Origin of the sequence: Flavobacterium zhairuonense (assembly GCF_004352915.1) — a bacterium.
GTDB lineage: Bacteria > Bacteroidota > Bacteroidia > Flavobacteriales > Flavobacteriaceae > Flavobacterium > Flavobacterium zhairuonense.
In genome coordinates this window covers 120,529-142,248 of sequence record NZ_SJSY01000067.1, presented here as the reverse complement: position 1 = coordinate 142,248, position 21,720 = coordinate 120,529, and the positions used below count along the sequence as shown (strand labels likewise).

The following is a 21,720-nucleotide window of genomic DNA, read 5'->3' as shown; positions in this document are numbered from 1 at the left end:
GCAATTATATTAGAATATCAAATATACTATTTTTGATTGTAAAATTTGGTTTTATTGAATTTTACTAAAATGAAGATATTTAAGAATACAAGTCCTAAATAACCTAGAGAAAGCGATTTCCATTTTTGTTTTAAAAAAGAAGTTTGAAAACTATGCATTTCTTCTTCTTTGGCCTGTTTTTCTGCCCAATAAGCCTGTCTTCTCATCACCTCACCTGTACCACAATTCATTGTATGATGCTCAATTGCATCTTTCACTTTTTTATACACATTACTGCTTCCTAAAACATAAATATCATTTTTATTAATTACCCAAGTAGGCGCCTCTTCTTCTGCTAAAATATCAAGAGTACTTATAAATGTTTGATAATTTGATTTTAGTCCAAAATGTATTTTAATGCCATTTACAGTATCTTTTTCAACTCTCAGTTTTCTAAGATAAAGCCTCATTTCATTCAGTTTTTTCTTTTCAGAGTGATTTCGGGCAAAACTAAATTCTTTATATTTTCTTAGAGTCGAAAATTTATATTTTTCAAAATTGTTTTCATAAGGCATTGATAATTCTATACTATTATAAACCTTAAAAGCATCAACTTTATAAAAATGATAAAGACAGAATAAAGGAATAAAAACCAAAGAAATCATTCCTGGAACGTAAAAAATCTTTTTTCTTTTTTCACGTTTCTCGATCATAACCTTGCATTAATCTTAACATTAAAAACTCTCGAAGTCATATAATTTGGAATCGCATATTCATTTTTAGAATACACATCACGAACCCAAGTATTGGTAATTGCATTTTGATTATTGAAAAGATTAAAAATCTCCAATCCAACTGATAATTCTTTAAAATCTTTCAGCCATTTTGCTTTAGCAACTTTTGTACTGCTATCTACAAAAACTTTCGCAAAACCAACATCTGCCCTTCTGTAATCATTCAATCTGTTTTGATACAAATACGGATCAGAATAAGCCGGCGCTCCGCCAGGTAAACCTGTATTGTACACTAAATTCAAATACAATTTCACACTCGGAATATTTGGCATATAATCCTGAAACAACATCGCAAATTTCAAACGTTGATCTGTTGGCCTGGCAATATATCCTTTGTTTTCATAATTTTCTTCGGTCTTCAAATATCCAAAACTCACCCAAGATTCTGTCCCTGGAACAAATTCGCCATTTAACCTAAAATCAAGACCTTGAGCGTAGGCTTTTGCATTATTATTGGCAATATATCGAATTCTGACATTGTCTATTGAATATACATTTACATCTGAAAGTGATTTATAATACACTTCGGTCACCCATTTAAAAGGACGATTCCACATTTTAAAATTGTAGTCATTTCCTAAAACAATGTGAACTGATTCCTGCGCTTTTACATTTGGATGAACAACGCCATCTAAATCACGAAGCTCCCTATAAAATGGTGGTTGATGATAAAGCCCTCCTGAAACCCTAAAAACCATATCCATATCCCAATCCGGTTTTATAGAAAATTGAGCACGCGGACTTAAGACGAACTGGTTTTTGCCTTCTTCTAAAGCCCCCTTAACATTCCAACTCTGAAAACGCGCACCAATATGATACCAAACCTGACTAGAACCAATAGCCGTTTTTTTATTGAACTGCATATAACCGGAAAGCCTATTTATGGTATTAAAATTTGTAGCCCTAACATCTTGATAAGGCAATAACGGCCCTGTATAAGGCTGATACGGCTGATTATTTTTTGGCAAAATTACTAATGGAGGATTAATTGAGAATCCAGCCGAATCGATCACCTCCCACTCGACTACGCGATCACGAATAGATTCCCGAGTATATTTCAAGCCAAATTCCAATTCACTGTCGTTCATCCATTCTTTAAAACCTTTTATTTCTGCATTAGCAATCAAAGCATCCAGATCATTTCGAGCATGATTTAATTGAGAACCAATTCCACGTGTAAAATCGACATCTTCAATATTTCCATTCTCATCAACATTTCCTAAACGGTATTGTGCCAAAATATCAAAATGCTCTTGTTCTGTCGTATGAAAAAGAGAACCAATCAATTTAAAAGTTAAACTTGGAGAAACTTTGTAAGTTGTTTTTAAAGCCCCAAAATAGGTTTCATATTTATCTTTTTCCTGACCGTCATAATATACCGTCAAAGCCATTGGCTGATCAATGGTTCCAAAATTTGTTTGACGAGACAATGGCTGATATGAATATTTATTCTGAGAAATATTTCCTAGAAAGCTCATTTGCCATTTTTCAGAAATATCATAATTAATATTCGTTTGAATATCAACAAAAATCGGAGTATAATTTGTTTCTGTATCTTGACTGTTTACCAAAAGACTATTATTTCGATAACGTATTCCAGTAACCGCCGACCATTTTTTATTTTTAGAGACCAAATCGACAGCAGCGCTTGCACCCAAAAAGCTAGCTTCAAAAGCGGCGCCAAACTGAGTTGGTTTTCTGTAAGTAATATCTAAAACAGAAGATAATTTATCTCCAAATTTAGCCTGAAATCCTCCAGCCGAAAAATCGACATTCTGCACTAAATCGGTATTTGTAAAACTCAACCCTTCTTGCTGGCCAGAGCGAATCAAAAAAGGACGATAGACCTCGACTTCATTTACATAAACTAAATTTTCATCATAATTCCCGCCACGCACCGCATATTGTGTACTCAATTCATTATTTGAGTTTACTCCTGGCAAAGTTTTTAAAATATTTTCTATTCCCGCGTTTGCTCCAGGAATTTTCTTTATAGTTTCAGGTTCAACAGTTACAATACCTTGAACCCGTTTTTTATTTTTAGAAGAAACAAAAACTTCACCCATTTGTTCGGCAGAACTGCTCATTACCGGATTAAAAAGAAAAACTTCGTTTGGCTTCAAACTTACCACAAGGCTCATCATTTTTAGAGAAACGTGGGTAAAAATCAAAGACACTTTTTTATTTGCCGGCACTTTAATATAAAAAACTCCATTTTGATCTGACTGAACAACATTTCCTTGATACGAAATATTAACATCTGCAACTGGATGATTTTCTGTGTCTAAAATAACACCTTTCACATGAGCGTTTTGAGCAAATGCAATAGACCCGATACATAAAAAAAAGAAAACAAGTATTAGCTTATATTTATTCAAACGTTTAGATTTTATTTTTGTTGACTTCTAAAAAAATTAGTTTCAAAGAAACCGATATTTCCAACATTATCAGCCACTTCGATTTTTAGATTATTTTCACCTTCAAGCAATAATGCATCCTCAAAAGTATGTGTAATTTTTCTAGTTTTATTATCATATTCAAACAAAATCCAATTTCCGTTCAAGTAACCATTATAAGATTTAATTCCTGATCCTGCATCACTTATTGTAAGTTGTATTTTCTTCACATCGCTAATCCATTTGCCTTGAATTGGTTTTGCAATTGAAATTTTAGGTGCAATAGTGTCCAAAACCAACCCAAATTGACCTAAAGTTTTTGATTTGGCTGTGAAAACATCTCCTTTTCGGGAAGTTGCATTATAACTTCCGCTTCTTCCTATAAAAAGCTTATCTCTCAAAGCTTCGTCATAAGAATCATCTTTAATTGTAATCGTAAAATTTGAATGCACTGGAACAACATCATCATGAATATATATTTTGTTGTTTTTCACATCAAAATTCAAATTGAAATCTTCATAAAAAGTCCCTGCTGGAAAAAACACAGACATATTATCTTTTTCAAAATTGGCGTCTTTATTATATCTCACAAAATATTTTGACGTAATTGGCTCTGCTGGAATAAGCGGTGTTACTGTATCGTATTCAACAGGAACAGTGATCGAATTCATATTGCCGTTATAATCTGAAACTTCAATTCTGTAGGTCGAAGCTAAATTTGGCTGCGCCGAAATTATTCCTCTAACAGAATCAGTTTTAATAATGCTTAACGCATAAGGCGTTTTCATAAAAAGCTTCTGAATACGCTGACTTGTCTTTTTATATCTTGGATAATCAATAAAGGCGTTGACAAATCTCATTTCATCAAATGAATACGTATTAAACTGATAATTATAATTCTGATTTCCGTTTAAAAAAGTCGAGACATTAAAAACGCCATTTTTATTAAAAGAAACATCATCGGTATCGATAGCATTAATTCCGAAACCAATTTTCCCGTTGGTCTTGACCTTACCTGCAAGGTAAGTTCCATCTTTTTGCAAAGCCAAATTAAGCATTACAGGCTGTTTTGACTGATTGACAACAGCATTATACAACGGATAAACATACAAACTGGACAAAGTTGGCTTTTTGCTATCTTTTATGTTTTGGTCAAATCCAAAAAACATTGGATTAATCACAAATTCTGACTTTGTATCACGAATTTCAAAATGCAAATGCGGGCCTTCTGACGACCCTGTATTTCCAGATAGCGCGATCAATTGGCCTTTTGCTACAGGCAATTCATCCGGTTTCGGGAACATTTCGATTTCAAAAGCTTTTTCTTTATAGTGCGTTTTTTGAATATAATCCTGAACAGCGCCAACTGCAGTTTGCAAATGCCCATAGACAGAAGTGTACCCGTTTGGATGCGTAATATAAATGCATTTTCCATTGCCAAAAGTCGAAATCTTGATTCTTGAAATATATCCATCAGCCACAGCATATACATTCAAGCCTTCTCTTTGATTTGTTTTTAAATCAAAACCCGCGTGAAAATGATTCGGCCTAAGCTCTCCAAAATTTCCAGAAAGTTGCATTGGAATATCAAGTGGAGCGCGAAAATAATCTTTAGGATACTGGCTTTGAGCAAAAATAAAATGACTAAATAATAAGGTGAATAAGGTAAATTTCATAAACAACATTTTTGCTAAGATAAAAAAATATGAAGCCAAAACCGAGTATTTAGCTACAAAAATACAATTGACTGAATTTCATCTATTTGGTTATTTTAACTACAAAAAAATCGATAAAAAATTGCATTAATAAAAAGGAATACTAACTTTGTATGATTAAGTAATGAATAGGATTTATAATGAGTGTAATTGCCGAAATAATTGATACTCTTGAATATAAAGTCGAGAAGCTTTTTGAAAAGTCAAAAGGTTTGGAGAAAAACAATCAGGAATTACAATTAGAACTAGCCAAAGCTGTGCAAATTATCCAGAAGCAATCTGAAGAAATTGAAGCTTTGAAAAAGCAATATGAGACACTTAAAATAGCCAATTCGTTGCTCGGCAGCGACAATAACAAGAGAGAGACAAAGCTTAAAATAAATTCATTAATTCGCGAAATTGATTACTGTATAGCGCAACTATCAGATTAGTAAAAACATGGACGGAAAGCTTAGAATCAAAATATCAATTGCAGATCGTGTTTACCCTTTAACGGTTGAACCTGCTCAAGAAGAAGGACTTAGAAGTGCTTCTAAAAAAATTGATACAATGATTAAGCAATTCGAAGAAAATTACGCAGTTCGTGACAAACAAGATGTATTAGCTATGTGTGCATTACAATTTGCATCACAAGTTGAACAAAAACAAATTGATAACGCAATCGATGGAGAAGAAACCATCGAAAGAATTAAAAAATTAAATTCGCTATTAGATCAATATCTCGAAAAATAAACGTTCTTTACAGAAACTAAGATACTGCCTACATTAGTTCACAATTGGTAAACTCAACACTAACAATTTAGAATGAGCAAATCGTCGCTACTATAGTATGCCCTCCTTTTGGCTGGGAAACTTGAACAGTGAGTTAGCTCAAAACTTGTCTTTACGAGTTTATACAAGCAATTAATGTAGGCTTTTTTTATATATAAACCCTAACAAACATGAGCATCATAACGATCATTATTGGTATTGTAGGAATTGCAGCTGGTTTTGCAATTGCTAAAATCATCGAGAAAAGCAATATTTCTAATCTAATCAAAAACGCTAAAAAAGAAGCCGCTTCCATTTTGAAAGATGCTAATTTAGAAGCTGAAAATATTAAAAAAGATAAAATTCTTCAAGCAAAAGAGCGTTTTATCGAATTAAAATCGGAACACGAACAAGTTATTTTAGCACGCGATAAAAAAGTTGCTGAAGTAGAGAAACGCGTACGCGATAAAGAATCTCAGGTTTCGAATGAACTTTCGAAAGCTAAAAAAGTGAATGATGATTTTGAAGCTAAAACTCAAGAATACAGCAACAAAATTGAGCTTTTGGACAAAAAACAAGCTGAAGTTGACAAACTTCACAAAAGTCAATTACAGCAACTTGAAGTAATCTCAGGACTTTCTGCAGAAGAAGCAAAAGAGCAATTGGTTGAAGGCTTAAAAGCTGAAGCTAAAAGTAAAGCAATGTCGCACATTCAAGACACTATTGAAGAGGCCAAACTTACTGCACAACAGGAAGCTAAAAAAATCATCATTAATACGATTCAAAGAGTTGGGACTGAAGAAGCAGTTGAAAACTGTGTTTCTGTATTCAACATAGAGTCTGACGATGTAAAAGGTAGAATTATTGGACGTGAAGGACGAAACATCAGAGCTTTAGAATCGGCTACAGGCGTAGAAATTATTGTTGATGATACTCCAGAGGCTATTATCCTTTCTTGTTTTGATCCAGTTAGAAGAGAAATTGCTCGTTTGTCATTACATAAACTTGTAACTGATGGACGTATTCACCCAGCAAGAATTGAAGAAGTTGTTGCAAAAACAGCAAAACAAATCGATGACGAAATTATTGAAGTTGGAAAACGTACTGTAATAGATTTAGGAATTCACGGATTACACCCTGAATTAATTAAAGTTGTGGGTAGAATGAAATACCGTTCTTCTTATGGACAAAACTTGTTACAACACTCTAGAGAAGTTTCTAAACTTTGTGGTATCATGGCAGCCGAATTAGGCTTAAATGTTAAATTAGCAAAAAGAGCTGGTTTACTACATGATATTGGAAAAGTGCCAGATACAGAAAGTGATTTGCCGCACGCACTTTTAGGTATGCAATGGGCTGAAAAATATGGTGAGAAAGAAGAAGTTTGCAACGCAATTGGAGCACACCACGATGAGATTGAAATGAAATCACTATTATCACCAATTATTCAGGTTTGTGATGCGATTTCTGGAGCTCGTCCGGGAGCAAGACGTCAAGTTCTTGATTCATATATTCAGCGTTTGAAAGATCTTGAAGATGTTGCTTATGGATTCAGCGGCGTGAAAAATGCTTATGCAATTCAAGCTGGTAGAGAACTTCGTGTAATTGTAGAAAGCGAAAAAGTTTCTGATGATAATGCTGCAAACTTATCATTTGAGATTTCACAGAAAATACAAACCGAAATGACTTATCCAGGTCAGGTGAAAGTAACTGTAATTAGAGAAACAAGAGCGGTGAACATTGCGAAGTAATTCTCTTTTTAAATAAACAAAAACGGCTATCTTTTCAGATAGCCGTTTTTGTTTTTATGATCTTATTCGAAAAACGAAATTACAAATCGCCAAATATAATTTTAAAACTTGTACCAACTCCTACCTTACTTTCAACACAAATAGTTCCCTTCATTGCTTCGATTTGATTTCGGGTAATATACAAGCCAATTCCGCGTGCATCTTCATGCTTATGGAACGTTTTATACATTCCGAATAAAAGATCCCCGTGAACCGCCAAATCGATTCCTAGGCCGTTATCTGTTATTTTTAATGACTTATGTCCTTCTGGCTCAATTGCAAAATCAAAAACAATCAGAGGATCACGATCCGGATGTGCATATTTGATTGCATTTGTGGTAAAATTCAACAAAACACTTTCCAGATATGCCGGATTAAAATTAATGGTCAAGTAGTTTGGAACATTATTTACAATCGTCACATTTTTGCGTTTGTCGTAACCTTTAATTGCTGCAATAGTCTTTTCAATATATTCACACAATTTCAGCGGCACAACCGCAATATTGATGTTGCTTTGGGTTTTTACTATTTGCGTCAAATTCGAAATGGTATCATTCAAATCATTTGAAACCGTTCTCAAATGCACCAGCATTTCGCTTACGGTCTGCTTGTCAACATCAGCATCAATAAAATCCAAGATCGATTTTATGTTTCCTGCCTGTGTATTTAGATTATGCGAAACGATATGCGAAAAATTCAATAATCGGCTATTTTGATCGCTGTATAATTTCATTGTTTTTAACAGCTCAAGCTCTTTTTCTTTTTGCTGAGAAACATCGGTATGTGTCCCAATTACTCGCAATGGCTTACCATTTTCATCACGTTTTATAACTTTTCCGCGATCAAGAATCCATTTATAATTACCACTTGATGTCATTACACGATGGTAATTTTCATAATACGGAATCTTGTTGTCAAAATGCTCGTGAATATCGGAGTAATATTTCGGAAGATCATCTGGATGAACAATTTTGTCCCAACGTTCTGGATCATCAAAAATATCCGTTGATTCCAATTCTAATATTTTAAGAGAAAGCGAAGAATAAAAAACTTGGTTGGTCACCATATCCCAATCCCAAATTCCAGCCGTAGAGGCGTCTAAGGCAAACTGAAATCTTTCTTCAGAAATACGAAGTCTTTCTTCTTTATCTTTTAAATCTGTGATATCAGAAACATGTCCAAAGAAACTCACTTTTCCATCTGAAGACAATTCAGTTTTTGAAGCCACTTTAAACCAGCGAAGGCCTTTCTTTGGTAAAACTGCTCTAAATTCAACTTCCCAAGGTTTAACTTCTTTTCGCGCTTTAACTAAAGACTGAAAAAACAAATCTCGATCCTGCGGAAATATTCTATCGTAGATTATAAATTTAATATCGTTCGTAAATTCTTTAGCAGAAATTTCGAAAATATCATCAGCTGATTTGCTGACAAGCGGGAAAGAATAATTATTATTGTTATCGATTACAAATTGAAAAAGCAAATCGGGCATTTCAGCCAATAATTTTTTATAAAAATTATTTACTTCCAGGCAATCTTCATTTCCATATAAATCAAAAACCATATAATAACATTTATGCAAAATCGAGTTATTTTTGCCTCTCAAATCAAGAAACGTGCAGTTCGTCGATTTTATTTGCTTTTAGTAGAAATTATCATACAATATATTAATTTTTGAAATAAAAATTAACTTTAAAGCAAAAAAATCACTTTCTGGGATGAAAAGTATGCATTACTTCTTTCAAGAAACTTCGGTCCAAATGCACATAAATTTCGGTTGTGGTAATCGATTCATGACCCAACATTAATTGAATAGATCTTAAGTCGGCACCATTTTCTAAAAGATGCGTTGCAAAAGAATGACGCAATGTATGCGGACTGATATTTTTATGCAAACCAACTTTTACTGCCAAGTCCTTTATGATTGTAAAAATCATCGCACGTGTAAGCTGATTTCCTCTTCGGTTTAAAAATAGTGTATCCTCATGACCTTTTTTAATATTCAAATCAGGACGCACTTCATCTTTATAAATCTCAATATATTTTTTAGTCAGTTTCCCAATCGGGACAAAGCGTTCTTTATTTCCTTTTCCAGTAATTTTTATAAAACCTTCATCAAAATAGAGATCCGATATTTTAAGCGTAACCAATTCTGAAACTCGAAGACCACACCCGTATAAAGTTTCTAAAATTGCTCTATTTCGTTCTCCTTCATTGGAACTCAAATCAATTGCAGCAATTAAGGCATCAATTTCTTCAACCGATAAAGTATCTGGCAATTTTCTTCCTGTTTTTGGACCTTCTATTAATTCCAGAGGATTATCATTCCTATAATCTTCGAAAATCAAATAATTAAAAAAGCTTTTCAACCCCGAAATTATTCTGGCCTGTGAACGCGGATTAACTTCTTTTGCTACCGAATAAATAAACTGTTGCAAAGTTTCATCTGAAATTTTCACCGGCGAAACCTCAATTTTATTTTGCTCTAAAAAAAGGCATAATCGCTCTATATCAAAGCCATAGTTTTCTATTGTATTTTTAGACAAGCCTCTTTCAATTCGCAAATACGATTGATAATCTTTTATATATCGGTTCCAATTCATAATTACAAAGTAAATACTTTTTAGAAATAAAAAAACCTTCCTAAAATTTAGGAAGGTTTTAAAATATGAGATTTTCTAAAATTAGAATTTATATCCAACAGATAATGAAAAAACACCGTTGTGAAGTTTTGAATCATCACCATCTTCTGTTTTTGCAATGTTTGCCAATCCTAAATTATATCTTACACCTGCAGAAAAATGATCAGTAAAATCATACCCTGCACCTAAGTTTAAGCCAAAATCAATCGACTCAAAAATATCCTTAACATCCATTTCATTTGAACCATTAAAACCATCAATTGTTGTTTTCATTTTAGCCGAAGTTAAAAAACCGATTTGCGGACCTGCTTCGATATTAAACTTTTCCGCAACATAATATTTAAACATTACCGGAACATTTATATAAGATAAATTAAAGCAGACATCACCTGTATAAGTTATCCCGTTTTCATCTTCTCCCACTTGATTTACTGCCTTTGGACCTTGAGTCGAATACAAAAGCTCTGGTTGGATTGCGAATTTATCTGATAACTTAATTTCTGCAACCCCCCCTACATGGAATCCTGCTTTAGATTTCAAATCTACGCCTTCAGTATCACCAGAAAAGTTAGAAAGATTAAAACCTCCTTTTACTCCAAATTTAACATCTTGTGCATTCGCAAATCCAAATGCCATAACTGCAAATGCAGATAAAATAATTTTTTTCATTTTTTGATTTCTTTGTTTTTTGATTATTTTTTTTCAAAAAAAGCCTTCCGTTATTTAAAACGAAAGGCTAATTTGTTTTCTTTTTATTTTATTAGAATTTATATCCTACAGATACAGAGAAAACACCGTTATTCGTTTTGAAATCTGCCTCGTCTGGAACATCAGCAATATTTGACAAACCTACATTGTAACGTACTCCAGCAAAAAAGTGCTCTGTAAAGTCGTATCCTGCTCCGAAATTAACTCCAAAATCTACACTTTTAAAAGAGTCTTTAACATCCTCATCCTCGTTTTTTGCAGATAACAAAAATCCAATTTGAGGTCCAGCCTCAATGCTTAACTTTTCAATTACATAATATTTTGCCATAACTGGAATATTTAAATAAGAAAATTTCAATGTAGAATCAAAACCATCTTCACTAAAATCTGCTCCTTGACCAGAAAATAATACCTCCGGTTGCACTGCGAATTTGTCACTTAGTTTAATTTCAGCTAAAGCACCAACATGAAAGCTTGTTACGCCATCGCCATCTAAATCACCGCCAAGATTAGCAAAGTTCAAACCTCCTTTTACTCCAAATTTAACATCTTGTGCATTTGCAAAACCAAATGCCATAACTGCAACTGCAGATAAAATAATTTTTTTCATTACAATTTATTTTTGGTTAAAATTAATGAGCCAAATATAGAAGCACTATAATGAAAAAACTTACGGAAAAACGTAAAAACAAAATTATTTGATGATTTTTTTAAAAATTTGATTAAAATAAAAAACAATAATATGCGAGCAAAAAAAAAAGCCTCCATATAAGGAGGCTTTAAAAATGTATTTTTTTTTATTTATTGAATCTATAAGCTAAAGTCAAAGCAAAAACACTATTTTTTGGGCTGTCGTAGTATTCATCAATATCGTCAACATCATAATCAGCAATATTTGACAAACCAACTGTATAGCGAATTCCAGCTGAGAAATTATCTGTAAAATTGTAACCGACTCCAAAGTTAAAACCTGTATCAACAGATTTAAAATTATCTTTTACATCATCTCCTTCATTTTTAGCAGAAACTAAAAATCCAAGTTGTGGACCTGCTTCAGCAGTAAACTGTTTTGTGATATAAAATTTTGCTAAAACCGGAACATTGATATAATTTAATTTAATATCTGAATCAGTGTTTCCAAATTCAATTCTTGCTCCTTGTGCAGAAAACAAAACCTCTGGTTGGATTGATAATCTGTCAATAATTTTAATCTCAGCAAAACCTCCAATTTGATAGCCAACTAAAGATTTGGCATCCCAATAATCTCCACCTGCAAAAGTTGTAATGTTAAGACCTCCTTTTATTCCAAACCTAGTTTCCTGAGCATTACTAAATGCAAAAGCCATTAATGCAATGGCAGATAAAATAATTTTTTTCATTCTAATTTGTTTTGGGTTAAAATTTAAATTAATCAAATATAAAACTATCCCTACTAAAAACAAATTAGGTTTTTAACAAATAAATTAGTACTCAAAAAAAAGCCCTCCTCAAAGATAAGGAAGGCCAACAAAAACTAACTAAATGTTTTTTGTTTAGAAATGTAATGCAAATCCAATATTGAATTGGAAAACACTTTTATAATAATCATCATTTAAAGAAATATTATAACGAAGTCCTGGCTCAACAGAAACATTTTTACCTACAAACCACGCATATCCACCTTGTAGACCAATAAAAGAAGGATTTTCATCTAAACCTTTTACGCTCATCCCTGTATAAGAAGCCTCAAGAGGAAATTTATTTAATAAATAATATTTCGCTCCAACTTTATACGAAATAGCATTTGCACTATGGCCAAAATCCTCATAACCTAGACCAGCTTTTACCGCTAAATTATCTGCAACAAAGTATCCACCTTCTGCACCAGCTCCCCAAGTTGTCTCTCCATCTGTAGACTCCAAATGAAAGCCTGTATTTCCAACGTGAGTAGCTCCAAAAGAAGTATTAGTTTCAATTAACCATTTTCCTTTTGCTGTTTGTTCTTGTGCATTTGCAAAACCGAATGTCAAAACTGCAATAGCAGCCAAAATAAGTTTTTTCATAATATATTTTTTTTAATTACATACACGAAAGTAAAAATATACTTACTAAATAAACTCCTTTATAAGATTACAAAACAACAAAATAAGACAGAATTGGATTACAAACAATTAACTGAAAATCATATGTTTAAGGCAAACACAAAGAGAAAAACCTCTAAAAAGTGAGAATTTTAATAATATTTTAATCTAAGATGTAAAACAATAAATTCTAAATAATGTAGTTTTGAATTGTAGATAACATATAAAATACCAATTTTTAAAAGACATTTTTATGAAGAAATTATTTTTAGCAGCTGTAATGTTCCTGGCAGCATCAACTGCAATACACGCACAATTATTAAAAATCGGGGTAAAAGCTGGGGTTAACTTTGCTAATCAGCATGGTGATGCTAGTTTTGATGGGATTTCTGTTGACAAAGAAGGCTTGACAAGCTATCATGCAGGTTTAGTAGCAGAATTAAAATTGTTAGAAAAATTTTCAATCCAGCCAGAACTTTTATATTCAACACAAGGGGCAACTTACAAAAATGCTGTTGACGAATTTAAAAATGAACTTGGGTATTTATCTATTCCAGTGATGGCTAAATTCTATATGACTAAATCTTTAAGCTTAGAAGTTGGTCCGCAAGCCTCATTTTTATTAAGCAATAAAAAAGAATTTGATGTTCAAGATCCTAAAACTTTTGACTTTGCCGTTAATGCCGGACTTGGATTAAAAATCACTGAAGGGCTTTTTGTTCAGGCGAGATATGGTTTAGGACTGACAGAAGTTTCTACTCATGCAGATCTTAAAAACTCAGTATTCCAGCTTTCAGCAGGATTCATGTTTTAAAAATAATATCACATACTTTTATAAAAACCGCTCTATTTATTTAGAACGGTTTTTTTATTTTTACAGAATGCAATGGCAATGCCAGAATTCAATGGCAAATATCAAAATGTAATACCTCAACATAAATAACTTAAACATGAAAATCTGCATTATCAACGGACCCAATTTAAATCTTTTAGGAAAAAGAGAACCAGAAGTTTATGGAAGCCAAACTTTTGAAGATTATTTTGAAACGTTGAAAGAAAAATTCCCTAACATTGAACTTTCCTATTATCAAAGCAACATTGAAGGCGAATTGATTGGCAAAATTCAGGAAGTTGGATTTTCATTTGATGGAATTATTCTGAACGCCGGTGCCTATACGCATACTTCTATAGGCTTGGGCGATGCAATGAAAGCGGTTACAACTCCTGTAATAGAAGTTCATATTTCAAACACTTATGCCCGTGAAAGTTTCAGACATCAATCGTATTTATCTGGAAATGCAAAAGGCGTTATTTTAGGTTTTGGATTAAAAAGCTACGAATTAGCAATTCAATCGTTTTTATAAAATTTTATTTATTCTCGCAGATTTTGCAAATCAAGAACATCTTACTACAGTGCAAAAAAATCAAAAAAGAATCTACACAATTTGCTAAATCTGCGAGAAAAAAAGATATTAATGTTTTAGAACTTCAACTCTATAAACAACAAATTTGCCCCGAATACATCTTCACAATTTAACAAATTATTAATATCCTCAGATTCAAGTTATTCTATTTTTGTAAGATAAACCACTTACATGAAGAACTTTATTTTATCTGCCCTTTTATTTTTTTCATTTTCTGCCTTTGCCCAAATCAAAGGAACCATAACTGATGAAAAAGGAAATCCGCTACCATTTGTATCAGTTTTTGAAGAAAACACTTATGTTGGAACAACTTCAAACGAACAAGGAAGATATCAGTTAAATGTAAAAGAGCCCGGTAAAAACAAAATCATTTTTCAATATCTAGGCTTTAAAACGCAAAAACTTGCTGTTGCCTCAGACTCAAAAACGATCACTCTTGATGTCAAAATGTTTGAAGAAAGTTTTGCATTAAATGAAGTAGTCATTGATCCTAAAAATAACCCAGCAGATGCTATTATAAAAAGCGCGATTGCAAACAAAAAAGACAATTCAGATAAAACAGGACGCTACACAGCCGATTTTTATTCGAAAGGAATGTTCAAAGTAAAAGATTTGCCCAAAAAAATCTTAGGACAAAAAGTAGATCTTGGCGAAGATATGGCTTCAAATTTAGATTCAACTGGAACAGGAATTTTATATTTATCTGAAACCGTATCAAAAATCTCTTTTGAGAAACCCGACAAATTAAAAGAGAAAATAATCGCTTCGAAAATCTCCGGAAACAATCGAGGATATAGCTACAACACGGCTGCATTATCAACTTATGACTTTTATGACAATACTTTAGATTTTGACATCAAACTCATTTCTCCGATTGCCGATAATGCTTTCAGCTATTATAAATACAAACTTGAAGGTACTTTTTTTGACGATAACAACCATCAAATCAACAAAATAAAAGTTACTCCAAAACGAGACAAAGAACCCGTTTTTGAAGGCTACATTTATATTATAGACGATAGTTTTGCTATTTATGCAATTGATTTAGACATCAAAGGGTATCGTATGAAAAATGAATTTACTGAAGTAATGAACTTGAAACAAAGCTTCAGCTATAATTCGGCGAACAAAATATGGTCAAAAAATGCGCAATCACTTTCCTTTAATGCTGGTGTTTTTGGGATTAAATTCTCCGGAACATTTAATTATGTGTATTCCAATTATGAATTCCCAGCTTCTTTCGAAAAGAAAACTTTTGGAAATGAAATTGTAGCTTTCGAACCACTTGCTAATAAAAAAGACGATGCTTTCTGGAATTCGATTCGTCCAATTCCTTTAACTCTTGAAGAAAGCAATGATTATACTAAAAAAGATAGCCTACTAACGATTAGAAAATCTCAAAAATACACTGATTCCATTGACGCAAAAAACAATAAATTTAAAGTTTGGGATGTCTTAATGGGTTATGATTATAAGAATACATTTAAAAGCTATTCCTTTAATTACAAAGGATTATTAAACATAAGTTCTTTAAGTTTCAATACGGTTCAAGGCTTCAATTTAGATTCTGGTTTTTCATTTAGAAAATGGAATGAAGAAAAAGGGAAAAGCACTTCTATAAGCACGACTTTCAATTACGGCTTTTCAGACGATCGTTTGCGCGTAATAGGTGAATTCAGCCATCGATTCAATACCATAAATTACGCTTCGATTTATGTTTCTGGAGGAACAAAAACAGCACAATTCAATAATGCAGAACCTATTACAAAATTTGTCAATTCGATAAGTTCTTTATTTTTTAAAGACAATTATATGAAATTGTATAATTTGGAATTTGCCCAAGTCAATTACGGTCAAGATGTTGCAAACGGAATAAACCTCAACGCAAAAATTGCTTACGAACAACGAAAACCACTTTTCAACACAACCGATTATTCTTTCTTTAAGCAAGATGATATTTATTCGTCCAATAATCCGCTGGCGCCAAATGATTTCACGACACCAGCCTTTGATCAGCATCATTTATTTAAAACTGCTTTGAGTGCGAGAATTAATTTTGGGAACAAATATATTTCCAGACCAAATGAAAGGTTTAATGTCAAAAACGAGAAATACCCAACCGTATATTTAGTTTTTGAAAAAGCCTTTGCTGCCAGCGAGAAAAAATATGAATTTGAGCGAATTGGCGCTTCTGTCCAATATGATTTATCGTTAGGAAACAAAGGAATTCTAGGTACAAATTTTAGAGCAGGAAAATTCTATAATGCTGAAAACATCGCTTTTATGGATTATAGACATTTCAACGGAAATCAGACTCACATTGGCACTACAGATCGTTACTTGAATGTTTTCAATCTAATGCCGTATTATTCAAATTCAACAAATGACAGTTATTTCGAAATGCATTTGGAGCACAACGACATGGGATTTGTAACTAATAAAATTCCGCTCATCAATCTTTTAAAATCAACTATGAATATCGGATTTCACACTTTGGCAATTCCAGACCGAAAACCATATTCTGAATTCACAGTTGGTCTAGACAATCTTGGTTTTGGAAAATTCAAATTATTCCGAGTTGATTATGTTCATTCTTATCAAGGTGGCGTACAGCAGAATGGCGTCGTATTTGGATTGAAGATTTTGAATGTGTTAGATTAAGATTCTAAGTTGCTAAGACACTAAGATCCTAAGTTTTTTCCTTCCTGTAGATTCGAAAAAAAATCCGCTTATTTGCCAATTCTCTATGAATTAAACAGCAAATAAGCGGATTTTATATTTTTAAAATTTGATTCTTTTTTAGTAAGCTTCGACTTCGCTCAGCTTGACAAAATTCATATTCGCTCTAAAAGAGAAAACTTAGTATCTTAGTACCTCAGAATCTTAGCCTCTTTAAGAGTGATAATCATCTGGTTCAATATGAATCAAAACATTTCCTAATTCTGGAATTTCCTCTTTTAAAGTATCTTGAAGTTTATGCGAAAGATCGTGCCCTTCTTTTACTGAAATTTTTGCAGAAACAATGGCATGTAGATCTACGTGATAACGCATTCCGGCTTTACGAATAAAACATTTTTCCGTTCCAAGGATTCCCGGAACCAATAGGGCTTTTACACGAATTTCTTCGACTAAGTCTTCATGAAGATTTTCGTCCATGATTTCGCCTAGCGCAGGTCTGAAAATTTTATAACTGTTGTACAAAATAAAAAATGCTGCAAAAAGTGCCGCCCAATCATCTGCAGATTCATAACCTTTTCCCATTATAAGCGCAATCGAAATTCCGATGAAAGCTGCAACAGAAGTAATTGCATCGCTTCGATGGTGCCAAGCATCGGCCGCTAAAGACGAACTATTTGTCTGCCTGCTTCTTTTCATTACCAATCGAAAAGAATATTCTTTCCAGATAATTATTGCGCCAAGTACATATAATGTCCAAGATTTTGGCAAATCATGTGAAGTCCCAATATTGGAAATGCTTTCATAACCAATAATCGTTGCTGAAGTAATTAAAAACCCAACAACCAAAAAGGTAATCAAAGGTTCTGCACGGCCGTGACCGTAAGGATGGTTTTCATCTGCCGGTTTATTCGAATATTTGATTCCGAACAACACCAAAAAAGATGAAAATATATCCGTCGTTGACTCAATTGCATCAGCAATTAAGGCGTATGAATTGCCAAAAAAACCTGCTAAACCTTTTATCAAGGCTAAGCAGGTATTTCCAGCTATACTAAATATAGTAGCTTTTACAGCTTTTTGTTCGTTTGTCATTTAACGACTTTTATTTTTTTCGCCTCGAATTACACGAATTTAATTTTGAAAAAAAATACGATTCGTGTAATTCGTGGCTATAACTTTTTTATGCTCTTACGATTTTTGCGCCAATTGCTCTTAAACGCTCGTCGATACGCTCATATCCACGGTCGATTTGCTCAATATTTTGAATTGTACTTGTTCCTTTTGCAGAAAGCGCAGCGATCAACAATGAAATCCCTGCACGAATATCAGGAGAAGACATTGTAGTTGCTTTCAATTGAGATTCAAAATTATGTCCCATAACTACAGCTCTGTGGGGATCACATAACATAATTTTTGCTCCCATGTCAATTAATTTATCCACGAAGAATAAACGGCTTTCGAACATTTTTTGGTGAATTAAAACATCTCCTTTTGCTTGTGTTGCCACAACTAAAACGATGCTTAATAAATCAGGTGTAAATCCTGGCCATGGCGCATCAGCAATTGTTAAGATAGAACCATCGATATCCGTTTTTACTTCATATCCATCTTTGTGAGCAGGAATATAAATATCATCATTGCGTTTCTCAACCGTAATTCCAAGCTTTCTAAACGTATTCGGAATCAAACCTAAGTTTTCCCAGCTTACATTTTTGATAGTGATTTCGCTTTTTGTCATAGCCGCAAGACCAATCCAAGAACCGATTTCGATCATATCAGGAAGAATTCTATGCTCACATCCACCAAGACTTTCAACACCTTCAATAGTCAATAAGTTAGAGCCAACTCCTGTAATCTTAGCTCCCATAGAGTTCAGCATTTTACACAATTGTTGTAAGTATGGCTCACAAGCTGCGTTATAAACTGTAGTTGTTCCTTTTGCTAAAACGGCAGCCATTACAATGTTTGCAGTTCCAGTTACAGAAGCCTCATCCAAAAGCATATCTGTTCCTTTAAGACCTTCTTCAGGAGTTTCTACTCCGTAAAAGTGATCTTCTCTGTTATATCTGAATTTTGCTCCAAGGTTGATGAAACCTTCAAAGTGCGTATCTAATCTACGACGACCAATTTTATCACCTCCTGGTTTTGGAATATATCCTTTTCCGAAACGGGCCAAAAGCGGTCCAACAATCATAATAGAACCACGAAGCGCTCCACCTTCTTTTTTGAAAGCTTCTGTTTCTAAATATCCAACATTAACCTCATCAGCCTGAAAAGTGATTGAACCTGGTTCATTGCGTTGAATTTTCACCCCTAAATTACCCAACAAAGTGATTAATTTATTGATGTCTATAATATCAGGAATGTTATTAATTTTTACTTTCTCTCCTGTTAGAAGCACGGCACATAAAATTTGTAATGCCTCATTTTTTGCTCCTTGCGGAGTGATTTCTCCTTTTAAAGGAGTTCCTCCTTCGATTTTAAAAATTCCCATAGATTCTTTTTAGGTTCTTCAAAGTTTCTAAGTTTCTGAGATTCTAAGATTCTAAGTAAAAAAAACTTAGTGTCTTAGTAGCTTAGCATCTTAGTAGCTTTTCTATTTTTGATTATTGTTTTTTTGAAAGTTTTTCTGTTTACTTCCTTTATTGTTTTTGTTGTTCTGTATTTTTGCCTGCCCTCCAGAAGCTGTTTTGTTTGACACACGCTTGTTGGTACGCATTAAATCTGTTGTATTCAAAAGCTCTTCTGTGCTGTGCAACAAATTGATTTTTCCTCCTGATAGTTCGTACAAATGTTCAAAAATCACATCGTCTTTTACAGTGTCTTTATTCCAACTCAAGAAAGATTTTTTCATGTGATTTGCAATAACCATCACAAGAGCATTTTTCATTTCGCCTTCTTCCCATTTATTGGCTACATCAATCATATATTTGATGTTGTTTCCATAAAATCTGTATTTTGGAAAGTTCTGCGGATATTGCAAAGTTTCAGGTTTTAACTGCAAAACATCTCTTGACGGAATTGGATATGGCGACTCAACATTCAATTTAAAATCAGACATAATAAAAAGCTGATCCCATAATTTATGCTGAAAATCGGGTACATCACGCAAATGCGGATTTAAGCTTCCCATAACCTGAATGATGTATTTCGCAGCTTTATTGCGCGTTTCATCATCTTCAATAGCGGTAGCCTGATCGATCAATTTTTGTAAATGACGACCATATTCGGGAATTATTAATCGTTGTCTTTCAGAATTATATTCTAAATTATAGACAACATCGCTTGCGGCTTCTCTTTTATATTTTTCGATCATAAGTTTATAATGAAACTATACCTTCTATGGTAGAAACTTCCTTGTATTTACTAATCACATCGTCTGAGCTGTGCATAGTAACATCTACAGAAACGCTGGTAAACTTACCTGTTTTTGATTTTGTTGTTTTAATAACCGCTCCCATTCTATCAAAAGCCTTTTCGACACGCTCCACATTATCTGCAACAGAAGGCACAATGAATTTGTACAAATATTCTGCTGGCCAAGTATTTGCATTGTCAAGCTCTAATTTTAATCTTTCGTAAAATTCGGCTGTATTTTTTTCTTTATCGTTCTCCATTCGTAATTAAAAATAAACGCAAATATACGCTTTTTGAATTTAGATTTTTTATATTTTTTCTTTCGAAAAAAGGTTCAAAGTTACAAAGTTACAAAGGTGCAGAGAAAAAAGATTTAGAAGATTATTTCATTGTAAATTTTACGCTTATATTTGAGATTGCATTACTACAAAATTTACTCGCAAAGTCGCGAAGACGCAAAGTTTTTAAACTTCTTTGCGACTCTGCGTCTTTGCGAGATTAAAAAAACATTACAATGAAAAATATTCTTTTACTTTTTATCACGCTTATAGCCAACAACATCCAAGCACAAGAAGTTAAAACCTTAACTTATTTCCAAAACGACACCTTAAAACTGGATTTAGATTTATATCTGCCAAAGAAAAAAACTAACGAAAAAATTCCATTAATTATGTTTGCTTTTGGTGGCGGATTTTCTGGAGGAGAACGTACCAGCGAAAAAGAATTTGCAATGTTCATGGCACAAAATGGTTATGCGGTTGCAAGCATTTCGTATAGTTTGTATATGAAAGGAAAAGATTTTGGTTGCAAAGGAACTTTGACCGAAAAGATAAAAGCGATTCAAATTGGCGTTAGTGACATGTGGCAAGCAACGGGCTTTTTAATTGAAAATGCCGACAAATACAATCTCGATACTTCAAAAATCTTTATTTCTGGAATTAGTGCTGGAGCCGAAATTAGTTACCACGCAACTTTCTGGGATTATAAATTGATGAATCTTTACAAAAACAATCTTCCTGAAAACTTCAAATACAAAGGTCTAATTGGAGGTTCGGGAGCGATTCAGGACATTAATTTGATTACGAAAGAAAAAGCAATTCCGATGTTATTGGCGCACGGAAACAGCGATGAAACCGTTCCGTATGCTGCGGGCTCACATCGTTCTTGCCCAACAAATGCTTCAGGTTGGCTGATTCTTTTTGGATCTTATGCCGTTTACAATCAAATGAATGATTTGCATAAAGATGTTGAACTGATTACTTTTTGTGGAGGCGGACATGAATTTTCCGGCTATCTTTTTCATGACGGAAAACAATATGTGCTAGATTTTGTGAATGATGTTTTAAAAGGAAAAAGATTCCAATCGCATTTGATTATTGCTTCTAATAAAAAAGGTAAGGATTCTGGGAAATATTTGTTTTGTGAGTAA

20 protein-coding genes are annotated in these 21,720 nt (G+C 33.2%); 7 read left to right on the top strand and 13 right to left on the bottom strand.

The features are described from left to right. Positions 1-26: 26 nt before the first annotated feature. The 3 genes from EYY60_RS05515 to EYY60_RS05505 are packed head-to-tail and all read right to left on the bottom strand — an operon-like array spanning position 27 to position 4,845. Positions 27-692, bottom strand: coding sequence for a hypothetical protein (locus tag EYY60_RS05515; protein ID WP_132988389.1), 666 nt, complete (start codon positions 690-692; stop codon positions 27-29). Then, complete coding sequence (locus EYY60_RS05510; protein WP_132988388.1) at positions 689-3,151, bottom strand: carboxypeptidase-like regulatory domain-containing protein; 2,463 nt, start codon at positions 3,149-3,151, stop codon at positions 689-691. The genes EYY60_RS05515 and EYY60_RS05510 overlap by 4 nt, the downstream gene beginning before the upstream one ends. A gap of 11 nt (positions 3,152-3,162) precedes the next feature. Further along, positions 3,163-4,845: a M23 family metallopeptidase gene (locus EYY60_RS05505; RefSeq protein ID WP_132988387.1), complete on the bottom strand. Its 1,683-nt coding sequence runs from the start codon at positions 4,843-4,845 to the stop codon at positions 3,163-3,165. 179 nt (positions 4,846-5,024) lie between these two features. On the opposite strand from EYY60_RS05505, the gene EYY60_RS05500 reads away from it, so the two are divergent. The 3 genes from EYY60_RS05500 (at position 5,025) to rny (ending at position 7,385) form a co-directional block, all read left to right on the top strand. Beyond that, positions 5,025-5,315, top strand: a complete 291-nt coding sequence (locus EYY60_RS05500; protein ID WP_132988386.1) for a hypothetical protein — start codon at positions 5,025-5,027, stop codon at positions 5,313-5,315. A 7-nt stretch (positions 5,316-5,322) separates the two neighbouring features. Next, a complete protein-coding gene (locus EYY60_RS05495) occupies positions 5,323-5,616 on the top strand; it encodes a cell division protein ZapA (protein ID WP_132988385.1) in 294 nt (97 codons plus the stop codon). Positions 5,617-5,825: 209 nt separating this feature from the next. Next, positions 5,826-7,385 (top strand): ribonuclease Y, encoded by a 1,560-nt coding sequence (rny, locus tag EYY60_RS05490; RefSeq protein WP_132988384.1) that lies wholly within the window; start codon positions 5,826-5,828, stop codon positions 7,383-7,385. Positions 7,386-7,464: 79 nt separating this feature from the next. Here the strand turns inward: rny and EYY60_RS05485 are convergent, their stop codons facing one another. The 6 genes from EYY60_RS05485 to EYY60_RS05460 all read right to left on the bottom strand — a co-directional run bounded on the left by EYY60_RS05485 (position 7,465) and on the right by EYY60_RS05460 (position 12,813). After that, complete coding sequence (locus EYY60_RS05485) at positions 7,465-8,985, bottom strand: PAS domain-containing sensor histidine kinase (protein WP_132988383.1); 1,521 nt, start codon at positions 8,983-8,985, stop codon at positions 7,465-7,467. Between the two features lie 142 nt (positions 8,986-9,127). Beyond that, on the bottom strand, positions 9,128-10,024 hold the full coding sequence (gene xerD, locus EYY60_RS05480) for a site-specific tyrosine recombinase XerD (RefSeq protein WP_132988382.1): 897 nt from the start codon (positions 10,022-10,024) through the stop codon (positions 9,128-9,130). Positions 10,025-10,105: 81 nt separating this feature from the next. After that, positions 10,106-10,732, bottom strand: coding sequence for a porin family protein (locus tag EYY60_RS05475; RefSeq protein WP_132988381.1), 627 nt, complete (start codon positions 10,730-10,732; stop codon positions 10,106-10,108). A gap of 91 nt (positions 10,733-10,823) precedes the next feature. Next, positions 10,824-11,381 carry a porin family protein gene (locus EYY60_RS05470; protein WP_132988380.1) on the bottom strand — a complete coding sequence of 186 codons (558 nt, stop codon included), beginning with the start codon at positions 11,379-11,381 and terminating at the stop codon, positions 10,824-10,826. 187 nt (positions 11,382-11,568) lie between these two features. Then, the gene (locus EYY60_RS05465; RefSeq protein ID WP_132988379.1) at positions 11,569-12,150 is read right to left on the bottom strand and encodes a porin family protein; all 582 of its coding nucleotides are present in this window, start codon (positions 12,148-12,150) and stop codon (positions 11,569-11,571) included. A 153-nt stretch (positions 12,151-12,303) separates the two neighbouring features. After that, positions 12,304-12,813, bottom strand: a complete 510-nt coding sequence (locus tag EYY60_RS05460) for a hypothetical protein (RefSeq protein ID WP_132988378.1) — start codon at positions 12,811-12,813, stop codon at positions 12,304-12,306. 271 nt (positions 12,814-13,084) lie between these two features. On the opposite strand from EYY60_RS05460, the gene EYY60_RS05455 reads away from it, so the two are divergent. The 3 genes from EYY60_RS05455 (at position 13,085) to EYY60_RS05445 (ending at position 16,916) form a co-directional block, all read left to right on the top strand. Next, a complete protein-coding gene (locus tag EYY60_RS05455; RefSeq protein ID WP_132988377.1) occupies positions 13,085-13,645 on the top strand; it encodes a porin family protein in 561 nt (186 codons plus the stop codon). 136 nt (positions 13,646-13,781) lie between these two features. After that, positions 13,782-14,195 carry a type II 3-dehydroquinate dehydratase gene (gene aroQ / locus EYY60_RS05450; RefSeq protein ID WP_109190429.1) on the top strand — a complete coding sequence of 138 codons (414 nt, stop codon included), beginning with the start codon at positions 13,782-13,784 and terminating at the stop codon, positions 14,193-14,195. A 231-nt stretch (positions 14,196-14,426) separates the two neighbouring features. After that, positions 14,427-16,916 carry a DUF5686 and carboxypeptidase regulatory-like domain-containing protein gene (locus tag EYY60_RS05445; protein ID WP_132988376.1) on the top strand — a complete coding sequence of 830 codons (2,490 nt, stop codon included), beginning with the start codon at positions 14,427-14,429 and terminating at the stop codon, positions 16,914-16,916. Positions 16,917-17,147: 231 nt separating this feature from the next. Here the strand turns inward: EYY60_RS05445 and EYY60_RS05440 are convergent, their stop codons facing one another. The 4 genes from EYY60_RS05440 to EYY60_RS05425 form a co-directional block, all read right to left on the bottom strand. Beyond that, positions 17,148-18,026 (bottom strand): cation diffusion facilitator family transporter, encoded by an 879-nt coding sequence (locus EYY60_RS05440; protein WP_132988375.1) that lies wholly within the window; start codon positions 18,024-18,026, stop codon positions 17,148-17,150. Positions 18,027-18,114: 88 nt separating this feature from the next. Further along, positions 18,115-19,428 (bottom strand): UDP-N-acetylglucosamine 1-carboxyvinyltransferase, encoded by a 1,314-nt coding sequence (gene murA, locus EYY60_RS05435; protein ID WP_026727609.1) that lies wholly within the window; start codon positions 19,426-19,428, stop codon positions 18,115-18,117. 102 nt (positions 19,429-19,530) lie between these two features. Further along, positions 19,531-20,250 carry a DUF4290 domain-containing protein gene (locus EYY60_RS05430; protein ID WP_132988374.1) on the bottom strand — a complete coding sequence of 240 codons (720 nt, stop codon included), beginning with the start codon at positions 20,248-20,250 and terminating at the stop codon, positions 19,531-19,533. A 4-nt stretch (positions 20,251-20,254) separates the two neighbouring features. Continuing rightward, entirely contained in the window at positions 20,255-20,551 is a 297-nt protein-coding gene (locus tag EYY60_RS05425; protein ID WP_035649758.1) for a DUF493 family protein, read from the bottom strand. A 254-nt stretch (positions 20,552-20,805) separates the two neighbouring features. Between EYY60_RS05425 and EYY60_RS05420 the strand changes: the two genes are divergently transcribed. Beyond that, complete coding sequence (locus EYY60_RS05420) at positions 20,806-21,720, top strand: alpha/beta hydrolase fold domain-containing protein (protein WP_132988373.1); 915 nt, start codon at positions 20,806-20,808, stop codon at positions 21,718-21,720.